The organism is Tenacibaculum aquimarinum (genome assembly GCF_022478115.1).
GTDB lineage: Bacteria > Bacteroidota > Bacteroidia > Flavobacteriales > Flavobacteriaceae > Polaribacter > Polaribacter aquimarinum_A.
The window spans coordinates 12,465-37,323 of record NZ_JAKGSC010000007.1; the positions used below are offsets into that span (position 1 = coordinate 12,465).

General features: G+C 31.4%; 26 protein-coding genes. 10 read left to right on the top strand and 16 right to left on the bottom strand.

All coding sequences use genetic code 11. The features are described from left to right. Nucleotides 1–17: 17 nt before the first annotated feature. Genes hemH through L1S33_RS11615 form a run of 3 tightly spaced genes read right to left on the bottom strand, consistent with a single transcriptional unit; the run spans nt 18 to nt 2,458 of the window. Nucleotides 18–1,067 carry a ferrochelatase gene (gene hemH, locus L1S33_RS11605; RefSeq protein ID WP_240562450.1) on the bottom strand — a complete coding sequence of 350 codons (1,050 nt, stop codon included), beginning with the start codon at nt 1,065–1,067 and terminating at the stop codon, nt 18–20. Continuing rightward, entirely contained in the window at nt 1,067–1,570 is a 504-nt protein-coding gene (locus tag L1S33_RS11610; RefSeq protein ID WP_240562451.1) for a TrmH family RNA methyltransferase, read from the bottom strand. The genes hemH and L1S33_RS11610 overlap by 1 nt, the downstream gene beginning before the upstream one ends. Then, nucleotides 1,571–2,458, bottom strand: coding sequence for a helix-turn-helix domain-containing protein (locus tag L1S33_RS11615; protein WP_240551830.1), 888 nt, complete (start codon nt 2,456–2,458; stop codon nt 1,571–1,573). It lies immediately after the preceding gene. Between the two features lie 207 nt (nt 2,459–2,665). Between L1S33_RS11615 and hemA the strand changes: the two genes are divergently transcribed. The 9 genes from hemA (at nt 2,666) to L1S33_RS11660 (ending at nt 12,614) form a co-directional block, all read left to right on the top strand. Further along, entirely contained in the window at nt 2,666–3,907 is a 1,242-nt protein-coding gene (hemA, locus tag L1S33_RS11620; protein ID WP_240562452.1) for a glutamyl-tRNA reductase, read from the top strand. 7 nt (nt 3,908–3,914) lie between these two features. Beyond that, nucleotides 3,915–5,501, top strand: a complete 1,587-nt coding sequence (gene hemC / locus L1S33_RS11625) for a hydroxymethylbilane synthase (protein ID WP_240562453.1) — start codon at nt 3,915–3,917, stop codon at nt 5,499–5,501. 4 nt (nt 5,502–5,505) lie between these two features. After that, the gene (hemB, locus tag L1S33_RS11630; RefSeq protein ID WP_240562454.1) at nt 5,506–6,471 is read left to right on the top strand and encodes a porphobilinogen synthase; all 966 of its coding nucleotides are present in this window, start codon (nt 5,506–5,508) and stop codon (nt 6,469–6,471) included. A gap of 55 nt (nt 6,472–6,526) precedes the next feature. Then, entirely contained in the window at nt 6,527–7,816 is a 1,290-nt protein-coding gene (gene hemL, locus L1S33_RS11635) for a glutamate-1-semialdehyde 2,1-aminomutase (RefSeq protein WP_240553041.1), read from the top strand. Nucleotides 7,817–7,889: 73 nt separating this feature from the next. Next, a complete protein-coding gene (hemE, locus tag L1S33_RS11640; protein ID WP_240551834.1) occupies nt 7,890–8,921 on the top strand; it encodes a uroporphyrinogen decarboxylase in 1,032 nt (343 codons plus the stop codon). A gap of 221 nt (nt 8,922–9,142) precedes the next feature. After that, entirely contained in the window at nt 9,143–9,487 is a 345-nt protein-coding gene (locus L1S33_RS11645; protein ID WP_240562455.1) for a 5-carboxymethyl-2-hydroxymuconate Delta-isomerase, read from the top strand. A 4-nt stretch (nt 9,488–9,491) separates the two neighbouring features. Then, nucleotides 9,492–10,247 (top strand): EI24 domain-containing protein, encoded by a 756-nt coding sequence (locus L1S33_RS11650; RefSeq protein WP_240551836.1) that lies wholly within the window; start codon nt 9,492–9,494, stop codon nt 10,245–10,247. Further along, a complete protein-coding gene (gene hemF / locus L1S33_RS11655) occupies nt 10,228–11,130 on the top strand; it encodes an oxygen-dependent coproporphyrinogen oxidase (protein ID WP_240551837.1) in 903 nt (300 codons plus the stop codon). The genes L1S33_RS11650 and hemF overlap by 20 nt, the downstream gene beginning before the upstream one ends. Nucleotides 11,131–11,303: 173 nt before the next feature. After that, complete coding sequence (locus L1S33_RS11660; RefSeq protein ID WP_240562456.1) at nt 11,304–12,614, top strand: dihydrolipoamide acetyltransferase family protein; 1,311 nt, start codon at nt 11,304–11,306, stop codon at nt 12,612–12,614. Between the two features lie 53 nt (nt 12,615–12,667). Here L1S33_RS11660 and L1S33_RS11665 read toward each other — a convergent pair whose 3' ends face one another. The 13 genes from L1S33_RS11665 to L1S33_RS11725 all read right to left on the bottom strand — a co-directional run bounded on the left by L1S33_RS11665 (nt 12,668) and on the right by L1S33_RS11725 (nt 24,189). Continuing rightward, nucleotides 12,668–13,354, bottom strand: a complete 687-nt coding sequence (locus L1S33_RS11665) for a GNAT family N-acetyltransferase (RefSeq protein ID WP_240562457.1) — start codon at nt 13,352–13,354, stop codon at nt 12,668–12,670. Between the two features lie 63 nt (nt 13,355–13,417). Further along, on the bottom strand, nt 13,418–15,028 hold the full coding sequence (locus L1S33_RS11670; RefSeq protein ID WP_240562458.1) for a pyruvate dehydrogenase complex dihydrolipoamide acetyltransferase: 1,611 nt from the start codon (nt 15,026–15,028) through the stop codon (nt 13,418–13,420). 19 nt (nt 15,029–15,047) lie between these two features. Beyond that, on the bottom strand, nt 15,048–16,037 hold the full coding sequence (pdhA, locus tag L1S33_RS11675; protein WP_240562459.1) for a pyruvate dehydrogenase (acetyl-transferring) E1 component subunit alpha: 990 nt from the start codon (nt 16,035–16,037) through the stop codon (nt 15,048–15,050). A 236-nt stretch (nt 16,038–16,273) separates the two neighbouring features. After that, entirely contained in the window at nt 16,274–17,377 is a 1,104-nt protein-coding gene (locus L1S33_RS11680) for a glycosyltransferase (RefSeq protein ID WP_240562460.1), read from the bottom strand. Nucleotides 17,378–17,438: 61 nt separating this feature from the next. Next, nucleotides 17,439–18,101: a hypothetical protein gene (locus tag L1S33_RS11685; protein ID WP_240562461.1), complete on the bottom strand. Its 663-nt coding sequence runs from the start codon at nt 18,099–18,101 to the stop codon at nt 17,439–17,441. Between the two features lie 105 nt (nt 18,102–18,206). Further along, on the bottom strand, nt 18,207–18,875 hold the full coding sequence (locus tag L1S33_RS11690; RefSeq protein WP_240562462.1) for a M15 family metallopeptidase: 669 nt from the start codon (nt 18,873–18,875) through the stop codon (nt 18,207–18,209). Between the two features lie 67 nt (nt 18,876–18,942). Further along, nucleotides 18,943–19,326 carry a VOC family protein gene (locus L1S33_RS11695; RefSeq protein WP_240562463.1) on the bottom strand — a complete coding sequence of 128 codons (384 nt, stop codon included), beginning with the start codon at nt 19,324–19,326 and terminating at the stop codon, nt 18,943–18,945. A gap of 190 nt (nt 19,327–19,516) precedes the next feature. Further along, nucleotides 19,517–20,170, bottom strand: a complete 654-nt coding sequence (locus tag L1S33_RS11700; protein WP_240562464.1) for a hypothetical protein — start codon at nt 20,168–20,170, stop codon at nt 19,517–19,519. A 231-nt stretch (nt 20,171–20,401) separates the two neighbouring features. After that, nucleotides 20,402–20,869 carry a nuclear transport factor 2 family protein gene (locus tag L1S33_RS11705; RefSeq protein ID WP_240562465.1) on the bottom strand — a complete coding sequence of 156 codons (468 nt, stop codon included), beginning with the start codon at nt 20,867–20,869 and terminating at the stop codon, nt 20,402–20,404. Between the two features lie 6 nt (nt 20,870–20,875). Continuing rightward, nucleotides 20,876–21,604: a head GIN domain-containing protein gene (locus L1S33_RS11710; RefSeq protein ID WP_240562466.1), complete on the bottom strand. Its 729-nt coding sequence runs from the start codon at nt 21,602–21,604 to the stop codon at nt 20,876–20,878. 99 nt (nt 21,605–21,703) lie between these two features. Continuing rightward, nucleotides 21,704–23,413, bottom strand: coding sequence for a PspC domain-containing protein (locus L1S33_RS11715; RefSeq protein ID WP_240562467.1), 1,710 nt, complete (start codon nt 23,411–23,413; stop codon nt 21,704–21,706). Further along, the gene (locus L1S33_RS11720) at nt 23,406–23,750 is read right to left on the bottom strand and encodes a PadR family transcriptional regulator (protein WP_072555298.1); all 345 of its coding nucleotides are present in this window, start codon (nt 23,748–23,750) and stop codon (nt 23,406–23,408) included. Before L1S33_RS11720 ends, L1S33_RS11715 begins: the two co-directional genes overlap by 8 nt. 10 nt (nt 23,751–23,760) lie before the next feature. Beyond that, entirely contained in the window at nt 23,761–24,189 is a 429-nt protein-coding gene (locus tag L1S33_RS11725) for a DUF4870 domain-containing protein (RefSeq protein WP_240562468.1), read from the bottom strand. Nucleotides 24,190–24,403: 214 nt separating this feature from the next. Between L1S33_RS11725 and L1S33_RS11730 the strand changes: the two genes are divergently transcribed. Further along, nucleotides 24,404–24,859: a DUF4442 domain-containing protein gene (locus tag L1S33_RS11730; RefSeq protein WP_240551852.1), complete on the top strand. Its 456-nt coding sequence runs from the start codon at nt 24,404–24,406 to the stop codon at nt 24,857–24,859.

Below are 24,859 nucleotides of genomic sequence, written 5' to 3' on the forward strand. Positions count from 1 at the left end.
TCAGTATTGATAATTGGTTATTGTTCAATGTTAATTGCTTTATTGTCAAACTCATTAATCCAACCCGCTAATACATTTACCCATTCGTCATTATCATTTATGCAAGGAACTGTGTGGAATTCTTCTCCACCAGCTTCTAAAAATTCATGTTTACCTTCCATTGCAATTTCTTCCAATGTTTCTAAACAATCAGAAACAAAAGCTGGAGTTACAATTGCAAGTTTTTTAATTCCGTCTTTTTCAGCTTTGTTTACAATTGTTCTGTCGGTATAAGGTTGCAACCAAGGATCAACACCTAAACGAGATTGAAACGATGTTGAAACTTTATTTTTATCCCAACCTAATTCAGTAATTACATTTCTAGTTGTTTGCATACATTGGTGTTTGTAGCAGAATTCGTGTGCCTTAGAGGGTGAACTACAGCATGGTGCTTCACCAGGAATTCCTGGTTTGCAGTGACTTTTTGTAATGTCAGATTTTCTAATATGACGCTCCGGAACTCCGTGATAAGAAAACAACACATGGTCATAATCCTTATCCGCTAAATAGTCTTTTATGCTATTTGATAAAGCAGAAATATATTCAGGTTTGTTGTAAAAAGCAGGAACATCTGTAATTTTCATTTTAGGAAAGAATTCCTTTCTTAACTCTTCAGCAAGAACAACAATAGTTTCTGTGGTTGCCATTGCAAATTGTGGATATAATGGAACTAACATAACTTGCGTTACACCTTTGTCATGTAATTCTTGTAAACCACTTTTTAAAGACGGATTTCCATAACGCATTGCTAATGCTACTGGAAGTTCGGTTTTTTGTTGAACTTTCTTTTGTAATCTTTCTGATAAAACAATTAACGGTGAACCGTCTTTCCACCAGATTTTTTTATAGGCTGCGGCAGATTTTTTTGGTCTTGTGTTTAATATAATTCCTTTTACTAAAAATGCTCTAAACCAATAAGGAACGTCAATTACGCGTTCATCCATTAAAAATTCGCCTAAATAATTTTTTACATCTTTTGGATCTGTGCTCTTCGGAGATCCTAAGTTTACTAATAAAACTCCTTTCATTATTTTCTTAATTGATTTGTAGTTTCGTAAAGAGCAATTGCTAAACTGTGTATTACGTTCATGCTAGAATTTCTTCCAAACATTGGTATTGCAACTGTTTTATCTACTAAATTTATGTTTTCTATTCCGTTTCGTTCGCTACCCAAAAGTAATACGATTTTTTCATTTGAAGTAAAATCAAAATCTTGAATATTGATGCTTTTATCAGTAATTTCTATACCAATAATTGTATTCCCTGCTGCTTTTAACTGGTTGATTGTTTTTTCGAAGTCCGTGTAATACTCAAATGGAATTTGCGTCAACGTATTTCGTGCGGTTTTTTTTACAATCCTATTTTCTGTTGAAGGAGAATTTTCATGTAAATATATTTTTTGAACTCCAAAACTTTCGGAAATTCTAAAACACATACCTATATTTTCTGGTGTTCTAATTGCGTCACACAGAATTGTAATAGGGAATTGTTGCTGTGTATTTTCTATGTCGTAATGTGTTAATTGCTTCATTTAGTTGTTTTGTAAAGACAATACATATTGCTTAGGTGTTGTTCCAAATTTCTTTTTAAAAGCAGCTATAAAATGACTCGAAGTGCTGTAGCCAACTTGTAAGCCAACTTCGTTAACGTTGTATTGATTGCTTTCTAATAGCTTTTTAGAATGTTCCATCTTATAATCAAATAGAAAACTAAAAACGGTGTCTCCATAAATTTGCTTGAAGCCTTCTTTTAATTTCTTTAGGTTTAAGCCAATTTCGTTTGCTAATTCCTGTAAACTTGGCGGTTCTGCCATTCTAGAAATAATAATTTCTTTCGCTTTTCTAATTTTTAAGACATCGCGTTCATCAACTAAAAACGGGCAATATTCACCATCTAAATTTTCATCTTTCTGAAAATGTAAACTCAATAATTCGTAAATCTTTCCTTTTATGTATAAATCTTTTATAGAACTGTTGATGTTGGCATTAATAATTTGCTGTAAAACTATTAATACAGTAGGTTTTATAACACTATCGTCATAATATTTTCTATTGCTATTTTCTTCGGATAAAAAAGGAATGTAGCTTGCTTCTTTAGAGAACAAAGAATGGAATTTTTTTATCGATATTAATAAAGAAACCATGGTAGATTTTGGTAGAATTTCTAAGTTTATCGGTAATTTTTGTTGTGGATTGTATAATAAAATTGAGTGTTTGTCTAAAACATCAAACGTATAATTACCATTATTAAAATGAAATTTTAAGTTTCCGCGTAAGCAAAAGTGCAATTGAATAAATGTACTGTCAATATCTCTTTCTAAATGACGGGTTTTAGAAGTCTCATTCTGAGTGTGTAAGACAAGAAAATCGTTTTCAAGATTAATTTCTTCAAAAGGACTCTGAGCGACATTTTTTGGCATTTTCAAAAATTTAAAAGGATGCTATTTTATTTAGAATTGTTCTAAATTAAATTCATTCAAATAGCTAAATTCATTGCAAAAATAAGTCATTTAGATGATATTTGTCATAAAATAAACTAAAAAACAAAAAACGACATTTAAAGTTCTTTTAGCGATACTTTTTTCTTTCTTATCTTTTTACTTTTGAGCGATATTTGAAATTATTGAATGACTTTCCATCACAAGAACACAAATCTATATAACATTGGTGTCAGCTATAAAAAAGCCGATGCGCATATACGAGGTAAATTTTCTTTATCAAAAGAGAATCAAATTGCTTTACTGGAAGAAGCAAAACAAAGTGGTGTAGATGGTATTTTAGTTTTATCAACTTGTAACAGAACCGAAATTACTGGTTTTGCAGAACACCCTTTTCAACTTATAAATTTACTTTGTAAATACTCTAAAGGAAGCGTAGATGAGTTTTCAAAAGTTTCTAATGTTTCTAAAAATAAAGATGCTGTTCAGCATTTATTTAGAATGGGAACAGGTTTGGATAGCCAAATTTTAGGGGATTATGAAATAGTTGGTCAACTAAGACAAGCATTTAAACAAGCTAAAAACTTAGGAACTACCAATGCATATTTAGAACGTTTGCTAAATAATATTATGCAAGCAAGTAAACGTGTTAAGAATGAGACTAAGTTAAGTTCTGGAACAACATCGGTTTCATATGCAGCTGTTCAATATATAATTCAAAATGTTGCAGATTTTAATTTGAAAAATATTTTAGTTTACGGATTGGGTAAGATGGGGAAACATACTTGTAAAAATCTTGCTGAATATACACGTAACGAGTCTGTAACCTTAATTAATAGAACAGAAGAAAAAGCAGTTGAATTTGTAAAGGAGCATCCTTCAATAAAGAAAGCAGATTATGCAAATTTAACGCAAGAAGTAGCTAATGCAGATGTGCTAATTGTTTCAACAGGCTCAGATAAACCAACTATAACAAGAGAACATATTTCGGAAGGTAAAGAAATCTTAATTTTAGATTTATCAATGCCAGAAAATGTTTCGGAAGAAGTTAAAAATCTTCAAAATACTACCTTAATAAATGTTGATGAGTTATCTAAGATTACAGATAAAACATTGGCAATTCGTCAAGCAGAAGTTCCTTCTGCAGAAAAAATTATTGACGAGCATAAAGAAGAATTTACAGCTTGGTTAAATCATCGAAGATTTACACCAGCAATTAATACATTAAAGCAATCGCTTGAAGCAATTCAAAAAGATGAAATTAATTTTCATAAAAAGAAAGTTAAAGATTTTGATGAAACACAAGCTGAAATGCTAACCTCACGCTTTATTCAGAAGATAACAACACAGTTTGTAAAACACTTAAAAGAAGAAAATACTTCTGTAAGTGATAGCATAAAAGTGATAGAAAAAGTCTTCGGAAACAACTAAAAAAATCATGCAAAAAACAATTAGAATTGGAACTCGAGATAGCGAATTAGCACTTTGGCAAGCCAATAAAGTTCGTAAAGAGTTAGAAGCCTTAGAATATAAGTGTGAAATTGTTCCAATAAAATCCACAGGAGATATCGTTTTAGATAAACCATTGTACGAACTTGGTATTACGGGTATTTTTACTAAAAACTTAGATATTGCTATGTTAAATGGCGATATTGATATTGCAGTACATTCTCTTAAAGATGTTCCAACAGTTTTACCTGAAGGAATAATACAAGCAGCTGTTTTAAAACGTGGGAATTATACAGATATTTTAGTTTTAAAAGACAACGAAGAGTTTTTTGGACAGCCAAACGGAGTTATTGCAACAGGTAGTCTTCGTAGACAAGCAATGTGGTTAAACCGTTATCCAACGCATAAAGTTGTTGGACTTCGCGGTAACGTAAATACACGTTTAGAAAAGTTAGACAACAACGATTGGAACGGTGCAATTTTTGCAGCAGCAGGTTTGGAAAGATTAGGTAAACGTCCATCGGAATCTATAGATCTTTCTTGGATGCTTCCTGCACCAGGACAAGGTGTAATTATGGTTACATGTTTAGAAAAAGACGATTTTACTAAAGATGCTTGTGAGCAATTAAATCATTATGAAACACAAGTATGTGTTGGTATAGAGCGCGAATTCTTAAATTTATTGGAAGGCGGTTGTACTGCTCCAATAGGAGCTTTAGCCTATATTGATGCAAAAACTGAAGAGATTAATTTTAAAGGTGTTTTATTAAATAGAGACGGAACTAAAAAAATTGCGGTAAATAAACCTGCAAAAGTTGGTCGTCATCGTTATTTAGCAAAAGATTGTGCCGATTATATAATTAACAGAGGAGGTAAAGAGTTAATGGCAGAAGACGAGGATGTTGAAAAGGAATTTTCAATTTATTCAACCAAAGCATTATCAGAAATTCAAAAAAACTTATTGCCAACTTCTATGAAAGTAGAAAGTAGCGATTTTATAAAAACTCGTTTTAATAGAATTCCACCAAAAACGGTAAAAGACGAAATTAAAAACGTAATTTTTACAAGTAAAAATGGAGTAGAATCTATTTTAAATTCTTTTACTTCGGATGAGTTACAGTTTAAAAATATTTACTGTGTAGGTCGTAGAACTAAGAAGTTAATAGAGCAACGTATAGGTAAAGTTAAACACGCCGCAAGAAATGCAGCAAAGTTAGCAGAGTATCTTTCTTCTGAAATTGCAGAACAAAAAGTCACCTATTTCTGTAGCGATTTACGTTTAGATACGTTACCAACTATTTTAACTGAAAACGGAATAAGAGTCAACGAAGTTGAAGCTTACAAAACAATGTTTAGCCCAACAATAGTTGATGAATCTGTAGACGGAGTTTTATTTTACAGTCCATCTACAGTAGAAAGTTATTTGCAGGAAAATGAGGCAAATAAAATTGCTTTTTGTATTGGAGAAAGCACAGCTAAAGAGGCAAGAAAACATTTTGAAAACGTACAAGTAGCAAATTTACCAACAGTTGAGAGTGTAATTGAAATGGTGAATTTACATTTTGTGAAAGAGTAAGATTATGTTCAGAACTAGAAGACTTAGAAAAACAGCAGGCATAAGAAGGTTAGTTCAAGAAACTAAACTTTCTGTAGACGATTTTATTTATCCACTTTTTATTGAAGAAGGAGAAAATATAGAGTCAGAAATAACTTCAATGCCAGGAATAAAAAGATATTCTTTAGATAGAATTTCTAAGGAGTTAGATGAGGTTGTTGAACTAAAAATTCCTGCAGTTTTATTATTCGGAATTCCATCGAAGAAAGATGATGAAGGAACTGAAACTTGGAACGATAACGGAATTATGCAACAGGCAATCCGTTTTATCAAGAAAAACTATCCAAGTTTATATGTAATTACAGATGTTTGTTTTTGTGAATATACAAGTCATGGACATTGTGGAGTTATTCATAATAATGATGTTGATAATGATGCAACGTTAGTAAACCTTGCAAAGCAAACAATATCGCACGCAAAAGCAGGAGCAGATATGGTTGCGCCTTCAGGAATGATGGACGGAACAATTGATATGATGCGTCAATCCTTAGATAATTCAGGTTTTGCAAACTTGCCAATTATGGGTTATTCAGTAAAATATTCATCAGCATTTTATGGGCCTTTTAGAGAAGCGGTAGATTCTGCACCAAGTTTTGGAGACAGAAGAACCTACCAAATGGATCCAGCAAATAGAGATGAAGGAATGCGTGAAGCAACTTTTGATGATCAAGAAGGAGCGGATATTTTAATGGTAAAACCAGCATTGTCTTATTTAGATATCATCAGAGATTTAAAAAATAATTTCGACAGACCAATTGCATGTTATAATGTAAGCGGAGAATATTCTATGATAAAAGCAGCTGCAGAAAAAGGTTGGATAGATGGCGAGAAAGTAATGATGGAAAGTTTACTGTCTATGAAAAGAGCAGGAGCAGACATTATTATTACCTATTTTGCTAAGGAAGCAGCAAGGTTGCTGTTAAAGCGTTAAACTGTTTAATTGTGTAACTAAACAATTGCACGATTCAACAAATACACAATTACACATTATGTTTAAAAAATCAGAAAAATTATATAAAAAAGGATTGGTAAATCTTGTTGGAGCTGTAAACTCTCCAGTAAGAGCATTTTCTTCAGTTGGTGGAAATCCGTTATTTATCAAAAAAGCAAAAGGTACTAAAATTACTGATGTTGATGGAAACAAATATGTAGATTTAGTATTGTCTTACGGACCAATGATTTTAGGTCACAGACATAAAAAAGTGCAAAAGGCAGTAGAAAAAGCATTAAAAAAAGGATATTCTTTTGGAGCATCTACTCAAAACGAAATAAAATTAGCAAAAATAGTTTGTGATGCTTTTCCAGGAATGGATAAAGTACGTTTTGTAAACTCAGGTACAGAAGCTGTTTTAAGCGGAATCCGTTTAGCAAGAGCATTTACTGGAAAAGATAAAATTATAAAATTTGCAGGTTGTTATCACGGTCATCAAGATGCGTTATTGGTAGCTGCAGGTTCTGGTTTAGCAACATTAAGTTTGCCTGGATCTAAAGGAGTTCCAGAAGGCGCAGTAAAAAACACGCTAATTGCTAATTTTAACGATTTAGAAAGTGTAAAAAAACACTTTGAAAATGATGATAATATTGCAGGAGTAATTATTGAGCCAATTGCTGGTAATATGGGAGTTGTAATTCCTGAAGATAATTTCTTGGTAGAGTTAAAAGCCTATTTAAAAACAAAAGGAGCATTGTTAATTGCAGATGAAGTAATGACAGGTTTCCGTTCTAAATTTGGTGGAGCTCAAGAATTATTAGGTATAGAAGCAGATATTACATGTTTAGGTAAAGTAATTGGTGGAGGTTTTCCAGTGGGAGCTTACGGAGCAAGAGAAGAAATTATGCAAGAAGTTGCGCCATTAGGAGGCATGTATCAAGCAGGAACTTTATCAGGAAATCCAATTGCAATGGCAGGAGGAATTGCTACGTTAACCGAATTGAAAAAGCAAAACCCATATGCTAAGTTCGAGGAAATAGGAAGTATTTTAGAAGTGATTCTATTAGAAACAGCTAAAAAATACAATGTAGCTTTAACTGTAAATAGGTTTGGTTCAATGTTAAACCCTTTCTTTGTAAATAGTGAAGTTACCAATTTTGTAGAAGCTCAATTGTCGGATACAGATAAATTTGCAGTTTTCTTTTGGGAAATGATTAAAAATGGTGTGTTTTTACCACCATCTCAGTTCGAAGCATGGTTTTTATCATCTGCTTTAACAGAAAAAGATATTCAAAAAATAAGTAAAGCAATTGATGCAGGAATGTTAGCTGTATCAAAAATGTAAAAAAAAAATGCTTTATGCAATAAGCTTTATGCAGTATGCTTAAAGCCTAAAGCCTAAAGCTTAAAGCCAAATCATGATAAAAAACGATTTATTTTTAAGAGCATTAAAAGGAGAAACTGTAGATAGACCACCAGTTTGGATGATGCGTCAAGCAGGTAGATATTTGCCAGAGTTTATGGAAATCAAGAAGAAATACGATTTCTTTACACGTTGTCAAACGCCAGAACTGGCTTCAGAAATTACAGTACAACCAATTCGTAGATACGGAATGGATGCAGCAATTCTGTTTTCAGACATTTTGGTAATTCCACAAGCAATGAATATCGAAGTGCAAATGAAACCAGATTTTGGACCATATTTACCAAATCCAATTCGTACTCAAAAAGACGTAGATAATGTAATTGTTCCAGATGTTCATGTGGAATTAGATTATGTGTATCAAGCCATAAAAGCAACCAAAGAAAAATTGAATGATGAAATTCCATTAATTGGTTTTGCAGGTTCGCCATGGACAATTTTATGTTATTGTGTGCAAGGTCAAGGTTCTAAAAACTTCGATAAAGCAAAGCAATTTTGTTTTACAAATCCAATTGCTGCACATCAATTATTGCAAAAAATTACAGATACAACAATTGCCTATTTAAAAGCAAAAGTTGCAGCAGGCGTAAATGCTGTTCAGGTTTTTGATTCTTGGGGAGGAATGTTGTCTCCAGTAGATTATCAAGAATTTTCTTGGCAATATATCCAGCAAATTATCGATGCTTTAAAAGACGAAGCACCCGTAATTGCATTCGGAAAAGGATGTTGGTTTGCCTTAGATACAATGGCAAAATCAGGCGCATCTGCATTAGGTGTAGATTGGACGTGTTCGGCAAGAAATGCCCGTTATTTATCTGGCGGAAATATTACTTTACAAGGTAATTTTGATCCTACACGTTTATTTTCTCCACCTGCTGAAATCAAGAAAATGGTTACACAAATGATCAATGAATTTGGTAAAGACAAGTACATTGTAAATCTTGGTCACGGTATTTTACCAAACATTCCGTTAGACAATGCCAAGGCGTTTATTGACGCTGTAAAAGAATACAAGAGTCCGTCTTAAAATAATAATTTGGGCGTTACCACGCAAAAAAGCGTGGTCGCGCTTTCCATTATATCTTTTTATGCTGAATTTATTTCAGCATCTGTTTATTTAAAGAAGTAATTTTATTCTTTGTAAGAGATACTGAACCGAGTTGAGCATAAAAAGGATGTCATTTCAATCGCTAATGCGGAGCAGCGTCTCTGAGAATTAAACGATTTTAGGAATAAAAAGAAACGAAGATGCCACATTTTATATTAGATTGTTCGGAACCAATTCTTGAAATTCAAGATCCACAAAAAGTTATAGAAGCTGTTTCCGAAACTGCTTTTGAAACAGGTTTATTTGATAGAAATGATATAAAAGTACGCATGAATCCTTTTAAGCATTCTTTGGTGCAAGGAGGTAATTCTGATTTTATTCACGTTTTTGGAAACATAATGCAAGGAAGAACAGAAGCCCAAAAAGCAAATCTTTCAAAGAAAATTGTAACTAAACTGAATGAGTTATTTCCAGAAGTGCCAATTATCTCAATAAATATAAGAGATTTCGAAAAAGCCACCTATTGTAATAAAAACATGATTTAACAAAATGATTCAAAATATTTTAAGCGGAATTAAAGCCTATTCAGGTGCTTTTGATTTAATATCAAAACTAAAACTCTGGAAATATTTTGCAATCCCAATTGTAATTAGCGTTTTAACAGCAACTATTGTTGGTTTTACTGCGTATGGGTTATCAGACAATATTGGTGTCTTCTTAGCTAAAATTTGGATTTGGGATTGGGGCAAAGAAACAGTAATATCTATTACTTCATTTATTGGAGGAATCTTTGTTTTAGTCATCGGATTAATTTTATACAAACACATTATTTTAGCCTTATCTGCGCCATTTATGAGTCCCGTTTCCGAAAAAATTGAAATTCATTTCAATGGTAAACTAAATCATAATCATAGAAAAACTTCATTTCAAGAGCAATTATGGAGAGCAATTAGAATCAATTTTAGAAATTTAGGAAAAGAAATATTAATTACTATTCCTATTTTATTGCTAAAGTTTATTCCTGTTGTAAATATATTTTCTACCGTTTTGTTGTTTTTAATTCAGTCGTATTATGCTGGTTTCGGAAACATAGATTATACGTTAGAAAGACATTTAGGTTATAAAGAGAGTATCAACTTTGTTGGAAGAAACAAAGGTGTTTCCATCGGAAATGGAATCATTTTTATGCTGTGTTTGTTAATTCCTGTTGTGGGAATTATAATTGTTTTACCATTATCGGTAACAGCAGCATCTGTAAAAACAGTAGAATTGTTAAATAAAGAAAATGAAAGAGCAGTTTTTTAAATACATACAAGAATTACAAGACACTATAACAGCTACTTTAGAAAAAGTTGATGGTAAAGCCAAGTTTCAAGAAGACAATTGGAAACGTGCTGAAGGCGGCGGAGGAAGAACACGCGTTATAGAAAATGGGAATATTTTTGAAAAAGGAGGCGTAAATATTTCTAAAGTTTTTGGAGAATTACCGGAAGCGTTAAGAAAACAATTTGGAGTAAAAGAAGGAAATTTTTTTGCTTGCGGATTAAGTTTAGTATTGCATCCAACAAATCCGTTTATACCAACTGTACACGCAAACTGGCGTTATTTTGAAATGTATGATGAAGCTGGTAATATTGTAACGCAATGGTTTGGTGGCGGACAAGATTTAACGCCGTATTATTTATTTGAAGAAGATGCAACTCATTTTCATGCGGTTTGTAAAACTGCTTGTGATAAACATAATTCAGAATTTTACCCGAAGTTTAAAAAGGTTTGTGATGATTATTTTTGGAATAAACATAGAGATGAAGCTCGCGGAATTGGCGGTTTGTTTTTCGATTATCAAAAAGAAACCGAAGAGTTTTCAATAGAAGACAGATATAATTTTGTAACTGAAGTTGGTAATAGTTTTTTGGAAAGTTATGTGCCTATTGTAGAAAAAAGAAGAGAAATTGAGTATTCTAAAGAACATAAAGACTGGCAAGAAGTTAGAAGAGGTCGTTATGTAGAGTTCAATTTAGTACATGATAGAGGAACACTTTTCGGACTAAAAACCAATGGGCGAATAGAAAGTATTTTAATGAGTTTACCTCCAACGGTTCAATGGATTTATAATCATCATCCAGAAGAAAATTCTGAAGAAAGTAAATTATTAAAAGTATTAGCTAAACCTAAAGACTGGGTGTAGTTAATTATTGAAAACATAATTTTAAAGCCAAAAACCAATGTTATTTGTGTAATAATTTTTTTTTGGCCTTATTTTTTATGAATATTGTAAATATGTGTAAAAATTTTCATCAATAAAAAGATGAAAAAATCCGTAGTATTTTGTACTTTTGTTCTCGTTAAAACAGACTTACTATGGCAAGATTCGAATTAAAGTTACCAAAAATGGGTGAAAGTGTTGCGGAAGCAACTATTACTTCTTGGTTAAAAGAGGTTGGTGATACTATTGAATTAGATGAAGCAGTTGTAGAAATTGCTACAGATAAAGTAGATAGTGAAGTGCCAAGTGAAGTAGAAGGAACACTTGTAGAAATTTTATTCGATAAAGATTCGGTTGTTAATGTTGGAGACACTATTGCGGTTATAGAAACTGAAGGAGGAAGTGTCGAAGATTCAACTCCAGAAGTGAAAACTGAAGTTGCTCCTGTAGCTGCAGTTACAGAAGCAGCTAAAACTGTTGAAGTTGCTAAAGAAACTGTTGCGACTCCAATTTCTAAAACATCTGAAAGCGGGAAATTTTATTCCCCATTAGTAAGAAATATAGCGCAGACAGAAGGAGTTTCTATGGAAGAGTTAGAAACTATTGCTGGTTCGGGAAAAGATGGAAGAGTTACAAAAGAAGATATATTATCTTATTTAGAAAATAGAAGTGCAGCGCCAGTAAAAACTGTTGCGAAAACCGAAGTAAAACCAGAGAAGAAAGAAGCCGTAAAAGCGGCTCCAGTTTCTGTAAATGGAGAAGATGAAGTTGTAGAGATGTCTCGTATGGGGAAACTTATTGCGAAACACATGGTAGATTCTGTTCAAACTTCGGCGCATGTTCAGTCATTCATTGAAATAGATGTAACTAATATTGTAAAATGGAGAGGAAAAGTAAAAGATGCTTTCTTAAAAAGAGAAGGAGAGAAGCTTACTTTTACACCAATTTTAATGCACGCTGTTGCAGCAACGATTAAAAAATATCCTTTAATAAATATCGCTTTAAATGGTGATACAATTATTAAAAAGAAAAATATAAACCTTGGTATGGCAGCAGCATTACCAGATGGAAATTTAATTGTTCCTGTAATTAAAAATGCAGATCAATTAAACTTAGTTGGAATGACAAAAGCTGTAAATGATTTAGCAGGCAGAGCAAGAGATAATAAGTTAAAACCAGATGAAATTCAAGGTGGAACTTATACAGTAACAAATGTCGGTAGTTTTGGTTCTGTTATGGGAACACCAATTATCAATCAGCCACAAGTTGCAATTCTAGCTTTAGGAGCTATAAGAAAAGTGCCAGCAGTAATTGAAACTCCAGATGGAGATTTTATTGGAATCAGACAAAAAATGTTTGTTTCTCATTCTTATGATCACAGAGTTGTAAACGGAGCTTTAGGTGGAATGTTTATTAAAACACTTAAAGAAACTTTAGAAGCTTGGGATATGAACCAGGATTTTTAGAAAATAATTAGATATAAAAAAAGCTCGTTACTAAATTTTAGTAACGAGCTTTTTTATTTTTTACAAAATAACCACCAATTCATATCTCTACTTAATTTAAAACCTAATTTTTGGTAAAGAGGAATTGCCAAATTCCCTTTGTTTGTATGAAGCATTGGAAGTTTGTTTTCTCTTATAATATCTTTTGCTGTATGATATATTAATTGTTTCGCATAGCCTCTTCTTGTATAATCAGGGTGAGTTACAACCGAACTAATTTCTATAAAATCGTTGGTTTGCATTCTTTGACCAGAAATAGCAACTAATTTATTGTCTTTAAAGATTCCAAAAAACTTACCCATTTCAAAACCTCTTTTCTGATAAAATCCTGGCATTACTAACCAAATTAAATCATATACTTCATCTATATGTTTAGTAGTTAATAATACAATTTCTTCATTTATTTCTACATCGGTTAAATTTTCTAAAACCATTTGACAGCCATCTATTTTTCTTTCTAAAATAGTAGTGTCAGAATTAATGTTTGGAATTCCATCTTCTGAGACTAAAAAGAATTTATCTATTCTTTCGGCATATTGTGTTAATGCTTCTGGAGTTTTTTCAGCATTAAAAAAAGCGCCAAAATTATTTATTTCTGGGTCATAAAATTGAACACCATCATATTCAATAAGAAATTCTTTATGTGTTTCTTGTAAAGAATACCATACTGGGTTTTTGAGTTTTTCTTCTAATGAATTCATAAAATAAAGGTAAAAAAAAAGCTCGCAATTTGCGAGCTTTTTTATAGTATAAAATTTAAAATCTTAAGCTAGCATTGTAACTGGATTTTCAATAAACGTTTTTAATGTTTGTAAAAACTGAGCTCCAACAGCACCATCAACAGTTCTGTGGTCGCAAGTTAATGTTAAGTTCATTGTATTACCTACAACTATTTGTCCGTCTTTAACAACTGGTTTTTGTACAATTGCACCAACAGATAAAATTGCTGAATTTGGTTGGTTTATTATAGAGTTAAAATTCTGTATACCAAACATACCTAAGTTAGAAACTGTAAATGTACTTCCTTGCATTTCTGCAGGAGCTATTTTTTTGTTTCTAGCTTTACCTGCTAAATCTCTAACACCAGCACCAATTTGAGTTAAACTTAATTGATTAGTGTGTTTTATAACTGGTACTAATAAACCATCATCTACAGCAACTGCAACACCAACGTGAATATGACTATGGAAAACTGTATTGTTGTCTGTCCAAGAAGTATTTACTTGTGGGTGTTTTTGTAAAGCCATTGCACATGCTTTTACAACCATATCGTTAAAAGATACTTTAGTGTCTGGAATAGCGTTTATGGTTTTTCTAGAAGCCATTGCATTGTCCATATCAACTTCAATATTTAAACTGAAATCTGGTGCAGAAAATTTAGAGTTACCTAAAGATTTTGCAATTGCTTTACGCATTTGAGAATTCTTAACTTCTTCAGATTTTTCTTCTCCAGAAGCAACAAAACTCATTGCTGGAGCAGAAGAAGTAGCTTTAGAAGCTTCAACAGTTTTAGCAGCAGGAGTGTAGTTTTCTACATCTTTTTTAACAATTCTTCCGTTTTCACCAGAACCATTAATGTCTGCTAAACTAATTCCTTTGTCTTTAGCTATTTTCTTAGCTAATGGTGAAGCAAAAATACGTCCACCTGAATTATTTGTAGTAGTGTTAGTTGTTGATTTAGTTTCCGCAACCTTAGTTTCTTCTTTCTTTTCTATAGGAGTAGCTTTTTCTGTTGGAGCACTAGCAGTAGCTCCGCCATTTGCTACAATTGCAGAAACATCTGTTCCTTCTGGACCAATAACGGCTAATAAACTATCTACAGGTGCAGTTTCACCTTCGTTTATACCTACATATAATAATGTTCCTTCGTAGAAACATTCAAATTCCATAGTAGCTTTGTCTGTTTCAATTTCAGCAAGAATATCTCCTTCACTAACGGCATCACCAACTTTCTTTAACCAAGAAGCTACAGTACCTTCTTCCATTGTATCACTCAAACGAGGCATAGTTATAACTTGAACACCTTCTGGTATTTCCGCTACACTTTTAGGTGCTTCGTCTTTTGTTTCTTCTGTAACTACTGCTGTTTTTTCTTCTATTACAGCTGGAGCATTTAATAAAGCTGAAAAATCTTCACCTTTTTCCCCAATAATAGCTAATAAAGTATCTACTGGTGCAGTTTCTCCTTCTTGTACACCAATGTGTAAAAGTGTACCTTCATGAAAAGATTCAAACTCCATAGTAGCTTTATCTGTTTCAATTTCGGCAAGGATATCACCTTCTTCAATTGCATCTCCAACTTTTTTTAACCAAGAAGCTACAACTCCTTCTTCCATTGTATCGCTTAAGCGAGGCATGTTTATTACTGTTGCCATATTATTTTCTTGAGTTTAATTAGCTTATAAAAGGATAATCTTCTTGATCGTAAACAGTATCATATAATTGCTGTGCTTCTGGATATGGAGAGTCTTCTGCAAACTTCTCACATTCAGCAACCATATTTTTTACTTCTTTCTTAATGGCATCAATTTCTTCAGCTGATGCATATTTTTCATTTTGAATAATATCTAAGACTTGCGTAATTGGATCAATTTTTTTGTACTCTTCAACTTCGTCTTTAGTACGATAGTGTTGTGCATCAGACATTGAGTGTCCACGGTAACGGTAGGTTTTCATTTCTAAAAACGTTGGTCCATCTCCACGTCTTGCTCTTTGTAAAGCTTCATCTATAGCTTCTGCAACTTTAATAGGGTTCATTCCATCGACAGGCCCACAAGGCATTTCGTATCCTAAACCTAGTTTCCAAATATCTGTATGGTTTGCTGTTCTTTCTACTGAAGTTCCCATTGCGTAACCATTATTTTCAACAATAAAAATTACTGGTAATTTCCAGTTCATAGCCATGTTAAAAGTTTCATGTAAAGAACCTTGACGTGCGGCTCCATCTCCAAAACAACATAAAGTTACGGCATCGTTTCCTTTGTATTTATCTCCAAAAGCTAAACCAGCTCCTAAAGGTATTTGTCCACCAACAATTCCGTGACCACCATAAAAACGGTGTTCTTTAGAAAAAATGTGCATAGAACCACCCATTCCATGAGAAGTTCCGGTTGCTTTTCCATACAATTCTGCCATTACGCGTTTAGGATCAACTCCCATACCAATTGGTTGAACGTGATTACGATACGCAGTAATCATTTTATCTTTTGATAAGTCCATTGCGTGTAATGCACCTGCTAAAACAGCTTCTTGACCGTTGTATAAGTGCAAGAAACCTCTTACTTTTTGTTGAATATAAACTGCTGCTAATTTGTCTTCAAATTTCCTCCAAAAGAGCATGTCTTTATACCAGTTTAGGTAGGTTTCTTTGGTTATTTTTTTCATAAGAAATAGTTGTTGTTTGTATTTGCTTGTTTAATATGCAAAAACAAAAATAACTGTTTTCTTTTGAATATAAAAATGAGTTTTCAGTAATTAAAGAAAACGATTTCGAAGAATTGGTTTTAGTTGTGTTTATACATTTAAAAACACTGACTTTTTATTAGTTTATAACTTTTTATTTAAAGTTATAAAGTGCGAGTTTTAGCTATAAGTTTTGGATGAGAATATTTTAATTTTTACTAATAATTAGTTAGTAATTTGTAGAATTTAACGCCATTTTTTTCAACATCAAATCGTTTAGAATTAATGTAACCTTTTTCTATTATGCTGTTAATTTCTAATGAATTTGATTTATTCATCACGTAATTAATTTTCTCAATTAATTCTTCTGAGTCTTTTTCATTATTTAAGTAGATAACACTGTCCTTAAGGTGGTTTTTTAATACTTGTATACTGGACGATATTACAGGAGTTTTCATTATTTGCGCTTCTATTGGAGGTCTTCCAAAACCTTCAAAAGAAGATGGAAATACAAAAATATCGCTTATTTTATATAGTGTGTTTAATTCGTTTTCTGTCAAGTCTTCTAAAAAAAAGAAATTTGAGATATTATGAGTTTCTATGTATTTAAAATTATGAAGCCTGTTTTCTTCTATAATTGCTTTTCCTACCTTAATAAAGGTGAAATCAGGTAAGTTTGCTGCTGCTTTTATAACAGTAGGAACATTTTTTCTTTCTTCTTCTGATGAAACTGTTAATATTATTTTCTCATCATTTTTAAAGCCAAATTTCTTTAAAAAACTAATTTTAGCTGCTTTGTTTAGAGTTTCTTGAGGCGAATCATTTATCTTAAAACTATTTTCAATAACAACACCATTTTTTTTAATGTTTGGAAAAGATTCTGATACTTTTTGATAAGTATAAAGTGAAACAAATATTACATGTTTAAATTTTGAAATTTTAGAATAGCTTTTCAGAAGTATTTTATTCTTCATTTTTTGAATAAAAGAAGGGTTTTTATCTGTTAAGTTAAAATCTCTGTAATCGTGTATTATAATTATTGAGTTCTTATATGGGAAAAAAGGAAATAAAGTTGCTAATAAAAAACTTTCAACTACAAAAACATTAGTGTTTTTCCTGTACAGAAAAATAACTTTAAGTGGTAAAATAATTAGTTGATAGATTTTTCTGAAAACTGAAGTAGCAGAGTAGAGGATGTAATGGCTTTCTATTTCTAAATCTGTATAATTTTCATTAAAAAATGAAATAAAAGTGTTTGAGTATTTATAAATACCTGAGTTTATGTATTCCTTGGGGCCAAAAAACCAATTAATTTTCTTCATGTAGCGTTTTGTGATTTTTTTAAAACACTAAAGTAGTTTTTTAGATTGAAGTTGAATACTATTATTCGGTTTTACTAATAGCAATTGTAGCTTTTGCGCCTGTTGCTAATTCCCACTGATTTGAAGAAATTAAAGTGCCACAATCGTCATATACTTTAAATCCTGCGGTATTTGGTCCAGAAGTTCCTTGGTTTAACGCTTTAAAATCTATAGTATTGATACCAACTTCTAAAGGGATTTTAAAACTTTGATAACTTTGACGCAATACAATATTAAAAACTACAGGAACATTGTTATGGTAAACAGTTACTCTATCATTATCTGGGTGTTGGTAGTCTCTACAGTACACGGTAATAAATTTACCATTACTTCTAAAGCTACCTAAATTTTGATCTATAACAGCGTATCTACCGTTTATTTTTTTGAAGTTTTTACTAAATCGTTCTTTAGCAACTTGAGCATCGTTTTTAATGCCTTTGTTTTTTAATTTACGCTCGTCTTCTTTTTTTTGTTGCTTTTTCTGCTCTTCTTTACTTGCTGTTTTAAAGCCATTGTTATTACCAAAACCAATAGTTTTTGGCTTTGTAATGGTTTTTACAGGAGCTTCAAAAGTACCAATAGATTTTCCTTTAGTATTACCGCCATTATTGTTGTCTAACTGAGCAAACATTTGGTTTGCAGTTAATACTGTTATTAAAGTAAAAAAAAGTTTGAAGTGTTTCATAATTATAAAAACCTAACAACAAAGATAATGCCGTTTGTAATAATCTGTCTTAGTAATTTGTTAAAACTTACTTGTTAATTGTGGTTAAAAAGTTTTTAAACAGTGTTAATTTACAGGAAAATTGAAATACGTCTTAGGAAAAGGCTCATTACGTAATGTAAAATGCCACCATTCATTTACATAAGGTCTAAAGTTGTTTTTTAACATTACAGTTCTTAATAAAAGTCGATTTTCTTGTTGCTTTTTTGAAAGTTTTTTAGAAAACGGATGCGATATTTCCCCGAAGAAATCATACGGACTTCCCATGTCTAATTCTGTACCTGTTTTTACGTCGATTAAAGTTAAATCTACCGTACTTCCACGTGTGTGTCCAGATTTTGAAGCAATATAACCAAGGTTAAATAACTGACGTTTTGGAACATTTGGATAATATTCTCTCTTCTTTACAGTGTCGTTTAGAACGCGCGCCCAACGTACAAAATGATTTACCGCTTGTTGTGGTCTATACGCATCAAATACTTTTAAACTGAAGCCTTTTTCTAATAATTCTTCCTGAGCTTTCTTTAACGCATTTGCAGCTTTTTCCGAAATAACAAGTACATTGTCTTGGTAACCATCAATAGGAATTCCTATAAAATTATTATGAGAGCAGTAACGTAGCTCTGTTTCTATGGACGGAACAACATCGTTAAGATATACAAAACCTTTGGGTAATTCTTGAGCTATTAAACCAAGATTTAGAAATAGTAAAATAAGTAAAGTGGACTTTTTCATTATTCAAAAATACGAAAAAAGTGTATGTCTTTTATAATTATAGAATTGATAAGTATGCATAACGGTATTAAATATCATTATTTACTTCAACCCAATATCCGTCTGGATCTTGAAAGTAAACCTGTCTAATTCCGTCTTTTCGTATGTAATCTTTGTTTGGTGTATTACGCCAATCAGAGTAATCAATATTTAATTCTTTTAGATTCGATATAAAGGAGTCTAAATTAGATGTGGTTAAAGCAAAATGAACAGCTTTATTAACTTTTATTTCAAAATCTGGGCGAGGAATAAGATGAAGTTGTTTTCCTTCATTAAGTGATAGCCATCTTGTTTTTGATTCAGAAGCTGTGTTTTTAATTTCGTCAAGTTGAAATACCTTTTGATAAAATTCAACAGATTGGTTAACATTTTTTACTGAAAGTGCTATGTGATTAAAGTGAAAAGCAAGCATTGTTAAGTTTTATTATGAGCTTAAAAAGCTGAAGTTTTTTACATGGCTTCGCTAACGTGTTTGTGTATAGTTAGTTGCGATGTTTAGCAACTAAATTACTAAATAAATCACGAACTGCGAAAATCCGAAGGATTTTCCAAGTGAGCTATATGCAGTAATTAATTATACACGTTGTTAGCAGCAGTACTTTTTATTCATATCTATTATACCAATCACTTACAAAACAACATAATGAAAGGGCTTTCAAACTATTTATTTCCGTTCCATAGTCGGTAGATTTCCCATGCATAACCGAGTGTCTATTCAATTTACTAAAATATTTCTCTTTGTTTATTTTATAAGACGGAACATTCAACGAACTATCTTCTTTTAATATATTTACAAAACTTGGATTTTTGTCCTTGTCCAAATGTTTATCTAAATTCTTTCTATTATGAAAAATTTTTCCATCTATAATCCCATCTGCTTGAGATAAGAATAGAATAGTAGATGAATAAAACATTTTATTCCTATGTGCTCTAAAAGATTCCTTAAATAAATTTTCTCTTTCTGAATGTTTTTTTATTAATCGTTTTTCTATATCGGATAAATTTTCTTTGAAGAATTTTATCATGATATTTTCAGCTTCAACGATATTTTCATTTTTAATTAAATCAATAACTTTGGATGTTTCTTTCATTTCCATTTGTCCTGAAATATACCAACCATAGTTTAATAATGTTTTCGTATTTTCCTCGATAGAGTGATTTTTAAAACTAAAAAAATTAGAAATAATAGAACCAATTCCTCCTTTTTCGTTTAGTTCTTGAATTTTATTTCTTCTATTTGTTATGATTTCTCTCATTTTGCATAAAGTTCGTCTTGTATTGCTGCTAGCTAACGTTAACACGAATATGCAACGTTTTAATGTTTTATATTCGTAGTTAGCGAATTTCGTGATTTTTTATTGGAAAGTCAAGTGTGTAAATAAAAAAAGATAAGAGTCGCTAACCACAGCGACTCTTACCAAGTAAACTAATAAAACCAAGTATTAGTAACAATTAGGGTTAGCTACACTAATTGTTTTCTAATGTTTTTAATGCAGACTAATTACACGGGTAATTTGCCATTTATTATTTTCTTTTTTCCAAATTGTAACAAACTTACTTGCCACTTGTTTTTCGTTTGGCTCTTGCTTATTGAAAAACTTATGATAACCCATTTGTACAGCTCCGTAATTAGGAATTGGATATACTTCAATACTTCCTTTAATAAGTGTTCTAGTAACTTTATTACAAATGTTATTTTTTAAGGCTTTTAAAATAGCTGTTTTTGAGGTTGATAAACCGCCTCTGTCATGAAAAAACTCAAGATCTTCTGATAAAATTTCTGCCTGAACTTTCATGTTGCAATTATTATAAGCATCAAAAAAAAGACTGTCCATTTTTGTAATTTCTTCATGTAGTTCTTTATCTACAGGCTTGTATTTTGGTATTTCATTTACTTGCGCATTTAAGAAAGCAGAAGTATAAACCATAACTAAGAGTACAATTAATCTTGCCATTTTGTATTATTTTGCATCTACGTCTCCGCCAGATGTTTCTTTTTTATTAACGTTTGTTGGGTTTCCTTTATAATCTATATCTCCACCGCTTGTTGCTCTTGCGTCTATACTTTCTGAAGCATAAACATCTATATCTGCGCCACTTGTAACACTTGCGTTAGTTTGCTTGCTTTTTAATCCGAAGGCATAAATAGAGCTTCCGCTTGTAGCGCTAGAAGTGTGTTTTGTTGTGGAACCAGAAATGCTTAAATCTGCACCACTTGTGGCGTTAGATTCTACATTTTCAGCATCTACATCAATTTTTGCATCAGCTCCGCTAGTTACACTAACTTTAAAGTTAGTTGCTTTTATGGTGTTTTCTGTGTACACATCGCTTCCGCTTGTGGCAATTAATTCTTCAATATTTGTAAGTGTTAAGTGTACTTTACGTGCCTTGGCTTTCCAAATATTTTTTTCTGAATAAATGCTTAGTTTTCCATTTTCATTTACTTCAGTTTTAATAATATCGTGCAAGTTTTCATCAGCTTCAACTACTAAAGAAACTTCGTTTCCTTGTGTTATATAAAGATCTATACCTGTGCTAACTTTAACTACAGAAAAATTATCTTGAATTTTACGATTTTCAGTTTTTACATTTCTGTTTCCGCTTACGCTGTTAAACATATTACCAGCACAAGAAGCTGTAAGTGTTGCTAAAACGAATAGTGTAATGATTTTTGAAATAGTTGTTTTCATTTTGGTTTGTTTTTTAATTGAGTAACAAATATCTTTTTTAAAATAAGTTTGGCTAAATATTTATTACTCAATTGTTACTTTTTTCTACTGAATTGTTATTTAAAATTCAACATCAATACTATTACTGTCTGCTTTTATTCTTAATCTTCTTTTTCTTTCTCTTTCTTGATTAATTTCTTTTTCATTTCTCATAATATCTTCTTCGCAATCATTGCAATCAAAACCTTTTGGTGTCATTGTAAAATGCTGATTACTCATGTCTTTGTCATTTACATCTTGTAAATTATCTACACTATATAAAAAACGTTTTGTAGAATTATGAAAATATACGGTTACATCTTCTGGAACGTAAACTGTTGCTTTAATTTCCTCGTCTTTCCAAATGTTTCTATAATCACTTAAAAAGTAAGCGTCAAAAGTTAAATTTTTATCTTCTATAGTGTACTTGTATGTTATTTCTGAAGCACTTTTATTTGCTTTAGAACGATTTCTTCCATTAGATTCTTTATGAATTTCTACGTAAGCTTCATTAGTTTCACTCTTTTTTACATCAATTTTAACATTGTTAGAGTACGCCATCTTTACGTCATTTACATGAACTTCTTCAGAATTTGTTCTTCTTCGTAAGTTGTGCTGATAGTATAAATCATCATCATTAACCATCTTAATTTTTAACGTATCGTTTGCTATAATATTAATGTCACTTTTTTCAATTTTAGTACCATTATACGCATGTGAAGTTGCAAATTCAATTCCTGAAAAAGCTACTGTAAACAAAGCTACAAGCCACAAACCTAATAAAGTTAAAGATGTTGTTTTACTGAATTGTTTTACATTACTCGATAAGATTCTTAAACCTAAAATAAATAAGATTAAAAACGGAATACCAATTAATAAGAATCCAAAAACAGTAAGTAGCCATTTAGGTAAAACTGAATCATAGAAAAATGGTGGATATTGAACAAAATCATTATCAAAATTTAATATTTCTATACTTCCAACAGAGAATAAACCAATTATTAATGACAGTAAAACTGCAGCGGCAACAAACAATAAGATTACTCCAATAAATTTACCAAACACTTTAAAAACAGCTAAGAAAATCTTACCAATTGTGTCTAAAAATTCTTGTAAACCCGATTTAGATTGCTGTTTTAACTTTGCGTAATCTGCACTTGTTATTTTATCGCTAATCTCTGATGCGCCGTCTTTTACCTTTGTTGAAAGGCTGTTAAACTCGTCACGAATTTTTTTTTCAATGTTGTCAATATTTACAGCTTCACCTTCCATCTGTAGCTTTTCTGCTGTAGATTGTGCTTCTGGTAGTAAAATCCAAAGAATTATATACAAAGGAATTCCAAATCCACCGCTAAAACCTAATACTAAGAATATTAAACGAACCCAAATTGTGTCTATTCCAAAATAATAACCTAATCCAGCAGCAACACCACCTAAGAATTTATCGTCTCCACTTCTAAATAATTTTTTAGAGTTAGCGTTTCTCTTTTGGTAACTGTAACCTGTATCTGTGTAGCTTTCTTCTGCATCTGCATAATCTTCTGGTTGTCCCATAATAGCAATAACTTCTTCAATATCGCTTTCGTTTACAACTTGTCTTGCATCAGTAATTCTTTCTGAAAGTAGCTCACTAATACGTGCTTCAATGTCAGAAATAATTTCATTTTTCCCTTGCGGATCATCGCTTAGCGATCTAGAAATGGATTCTAAATACCTTTTTAATTTGCTATAAGCGGTTTCATCTATGTGAAAGAAAAATCCACCCAAATTTATGTTTATAGTCTTATTCATCTTTAGTTGATTTTGTTGTTGTTACTTGGTGTACTGCATTTACTAGATTGCTCCAGGTTTTGTCTAATTCTTTAAGGAACATGCCTCCATTTTCTGTTAAAACGTAATATTTTCTTGGTGGTCCAGAAGTTGATTCTTCCCATCTGTAGGTTAATAAACCTGCGTTTTTTAAACGTGTTAATAATGGGTAAATGGTACCTTCAACCACAATCATTTCTGCAGCTTTTAGCGTTTTTAGTATTTCAGAAGTATAAGCATCTCCATGTTGTAGTATGGAAAGTATGCAATACTCTAAAACACCTTTTCGCATTTGTGCTTTTGTGTTTTCTATCTTCATGTATTGTGTGTTATTTTATAAAGTTTATTGTAAAAGGATACTTGTATGTTTCTCCTTTATTTGCTTTTAAGGATGCAATTACTATCAATGCAATTTTTGCTAAAACCACAAAGCTTGCAATAGAAACAATGCCAAAGAATCCAAAAAGTCCAGAACCAATATCAATTCCAAAATCAACATGATCTACATTGTCTAATATATTAAAGAATGATCTGAAAAAGAATGGGAAAAAAGAGGCAGACAAAATAAATATATACAAACCAAAACTGATGTTAAAGTTTACAGCTTCTTTACCGTGTTCATCTAAAAAACCACTTCGTTCTTTTAATGTTTGCCATAATATTAATGGAGCAATTATACTACCAAGCGGAAATAAATAACCTGCAAATGCAGATATGTGTATTAAAAAAGCGTTGGTGTTTTGGTCGTTATTTTTCATGTTTGTAAGATTTCTATAATACTTTCTTATGCAAATATATATCTTTAAAAAGGTATTATGCAATACATAGTACTATAATTAACACTTCTTTAACATTTGTAAATTGATTAAAAATAGAAGTAAAGCTACTGTTGTTATTGGGTTTGTGTTTAGTTTATTTTAAGTATCTTGTCGGCATCAATATTTTTTACAAAACCTTTTTTATCGTTATAAAATGAAATTTACGCCAAGAAAAATAAATGCTTTTATGCTTTTTAAACTACCTGCAGCTTTTTTAACAGGTGTTAGAGTTGAATCACTTTCAGAAGAAAAATCTGTAGTAAAAGTAAAACACAGGTGGATAAATCAGAATCCATTTAAAAGTATGTTTTGGGCAGTACAAGGAATGGCTTCAGAATTTTCTTCAGGTATTTTAGTTATGCAGGCAATTGATGTTTCAGGAAAAAAAGTATCTATGTTAGTTACTAATATGAATGCTACATTTACTAAAAAGGCTACAGGTAAAATTAGATTTGAATGTAATGATGGAATTGCAATACAAAAAGCGATTCAGAAATCAACAGAAACAGGTGAAGGGCAAACAGTATTGGTAACTTCCGAAGGAATAAATGAAGAAGGTGTTTCAGTTTCTAAATTTCAATACGAATGGAGTTTAAAAGTGAAAAACTAA

What these genes read in the sequence shown, in the direction of transcription:
- L1S33_RS11725 (WP_240562468.1), bottom strand. Translation starts at nt 24,189, where the DNA reads ATGAAAAATAACGACCAAAACACCAACGCTTTTTTAATACACATATCT.
- L1S33_RS11710 (WP_240562466.1), bottom strand. Translation starts at nt 21,604, where the DNA reads ATGAAAACAACTATTTCAAAAATCATTACACTATTCGTTTTAGCAACA.
- L1S33_RS11645 (WP_240562455.1), top strand. Translation starts at nt 9,143, where the DNA reads ATGCCACATTTTATATTAGATTGTTCGGAACCAATTCTTGAAATTCAA.
- L1S33_RS11685 (WP_240562461.1), bottom strand. Translation starts at nt 18,101, where the DNA reads ATGAAACACTTCAAACTTTTTTTTACTTTAATAACAGTATTAACTGCA.
- L1S33_RS11695 (WP_240562463.1), bottom strand. Translation starts at nt 19,326, where the DNA reads ATGCTTGCTTTTCACTTTAATCACATAGCACTTTCAGTAAAAAATGTT.
- L1S33_RS11690 (WP_240562462.1), bottom strand. Translation starts at nt 18,875, where the DNA reads ATGAAAAAGTCCACTTTACTTATTTTACTATTTCTAAATCTTGGTTTA.
- L1S33_RS11705 (WP_240562465.1), bottom strand. Translation starts at nt 20,869, where the DNA reads ATGGCAAGATTAATTGTACTCTTAGTTATGGTTTATACTTCTGCTTTC.
- L1S33_RS11680 (WP_240562460.1), bottom strand. Translation starts at nt 17,377, where the DNA reads ATGAAGAAAATTAATTGGTTTTTTGGCCCCAAGGAATACATAAACTCA.
- hemB (WP_240562454.1), top strand. Translation starts at nt 5,506, where the DNA reads ATGTTCAGAACTAGAAGACTTAGAAAAACAGCAGGCATAAGAAGGTTA.
- L1S33_RS11650 (WP_240551836.1), top strand. Translation starts at nt 9,492, where the DNA reads ATGATTCAAAATATTTTAAGCGGAATTAAAGCCTATTCAGGTGCTTTT.
- hemE (WP_240551834.1), top strand. Translation starts at nt 7,890, where the DNA reads ATGATAAAAAACGATTTATTTTTAAGAGCATTAAAAGGAGAAACTGTA.
- L1S33_RS11615 (WP_240551830.1), bottom strand. Translation starts at nt 2,458, where the DNA reads ATGCCAAAAAATGTCGCTCAGAGTCCTTTTGAAGAAATTAATCTTGAA.
- L1S33_RS11665 (WP_240562457.1), bottom strand. Translation starts at nt 13,354, where the DNA reads ATGAATTCATTAGAAGAAAAACTCAAAAACCCAGTATGGTATTCTTTA.
- hemH (WP_240562450.1), bottom strand. Translation starts at nt 1,067, where the DNA reads ATGAAAGGAGTTTTATTAGTAAACTTAGGATCTCCGAAGAGCACAGAT.
- L1S33_RS11730 (WP_240551852.1), top strand. Translation starts at nt 24,404, where the DNA reads ATGAAATTTACGCCAAGAAAAATAAATGCTTTTATGCTTTTTAAACTA.
- pdhA (WP_240562459.1), bottom strand. Translation starts at nt 16,037, where the DNA reads ATGAAAAAAATAACCAAAGAAACCTACCTAAACTGGTATAAAGACATG.
- L1S33_RS11670 (WP_240562458.1), bottom strand. Translation starts at nt 15,028, where the DNA reads ATGGCAACAGTAATAAACATGCCTCGCTTAAGCGATACAATGGAAGAA.
- hemC (WP_240562453.1), top strand. Translation starts at nt 3,915, where the DNA reads ATGCAAAAAACAATTAGAATTGGAACTCGAGATAGCGAATTAGCACTT.
- L1S33_RS11720 (WP_072555298.1), bottom strand. Translation starts at nt 23,750, where the DNA reads ATGAAGATAGAAAACACAAAAGCACAAATGCGAAAAGGTGTTTTAGAG.
- L1S33_RS11715 (WP_240562467.1), bottom strand. Translation starts at nt 23,413, where the DNA reads ATGAATAAGACTATAAACATAAATTTGGGTGGATTTTTCTTTCACATA.
- hemF (WP_240551837.1), top strand. Translation starts at nt 10,228, where the DNA reads ATGAAAGAGCAGTTTTTTAAATACATACAAGAATTACAAGACACTATA.
- L1S33_RS11660 (WP_240562456.1), top strand. Translation starts at nt 11,304, where the DNA reads ATGGCAAGATTCGAATTAAAGTTACCAAAAATGGGTGAAAGTGTTGCG.
- hemA (WP_240562452.1), top strand. Translation starts at nt 2,666, where the DNA reads ATGACTTTCCATCACAAGAACACAAATCTATATAACATTGGTGTCAGC.
- L1S33_RS11610 (WP_240562451.1), bottom strand. Translation starts at nt 1,570, where the DNA reads ATGAAGCAATTAACACATTACGACATAGAAAATACACAGCAACAATTC.
- L1S33_RS11700 (WP_240562464.1), bottom strand. Translation starts at nt 20,170, where the DNA reads ATGAGAGAAATCATAACAAATAGAAGAAATAAAATTCAAGAACTAAAC.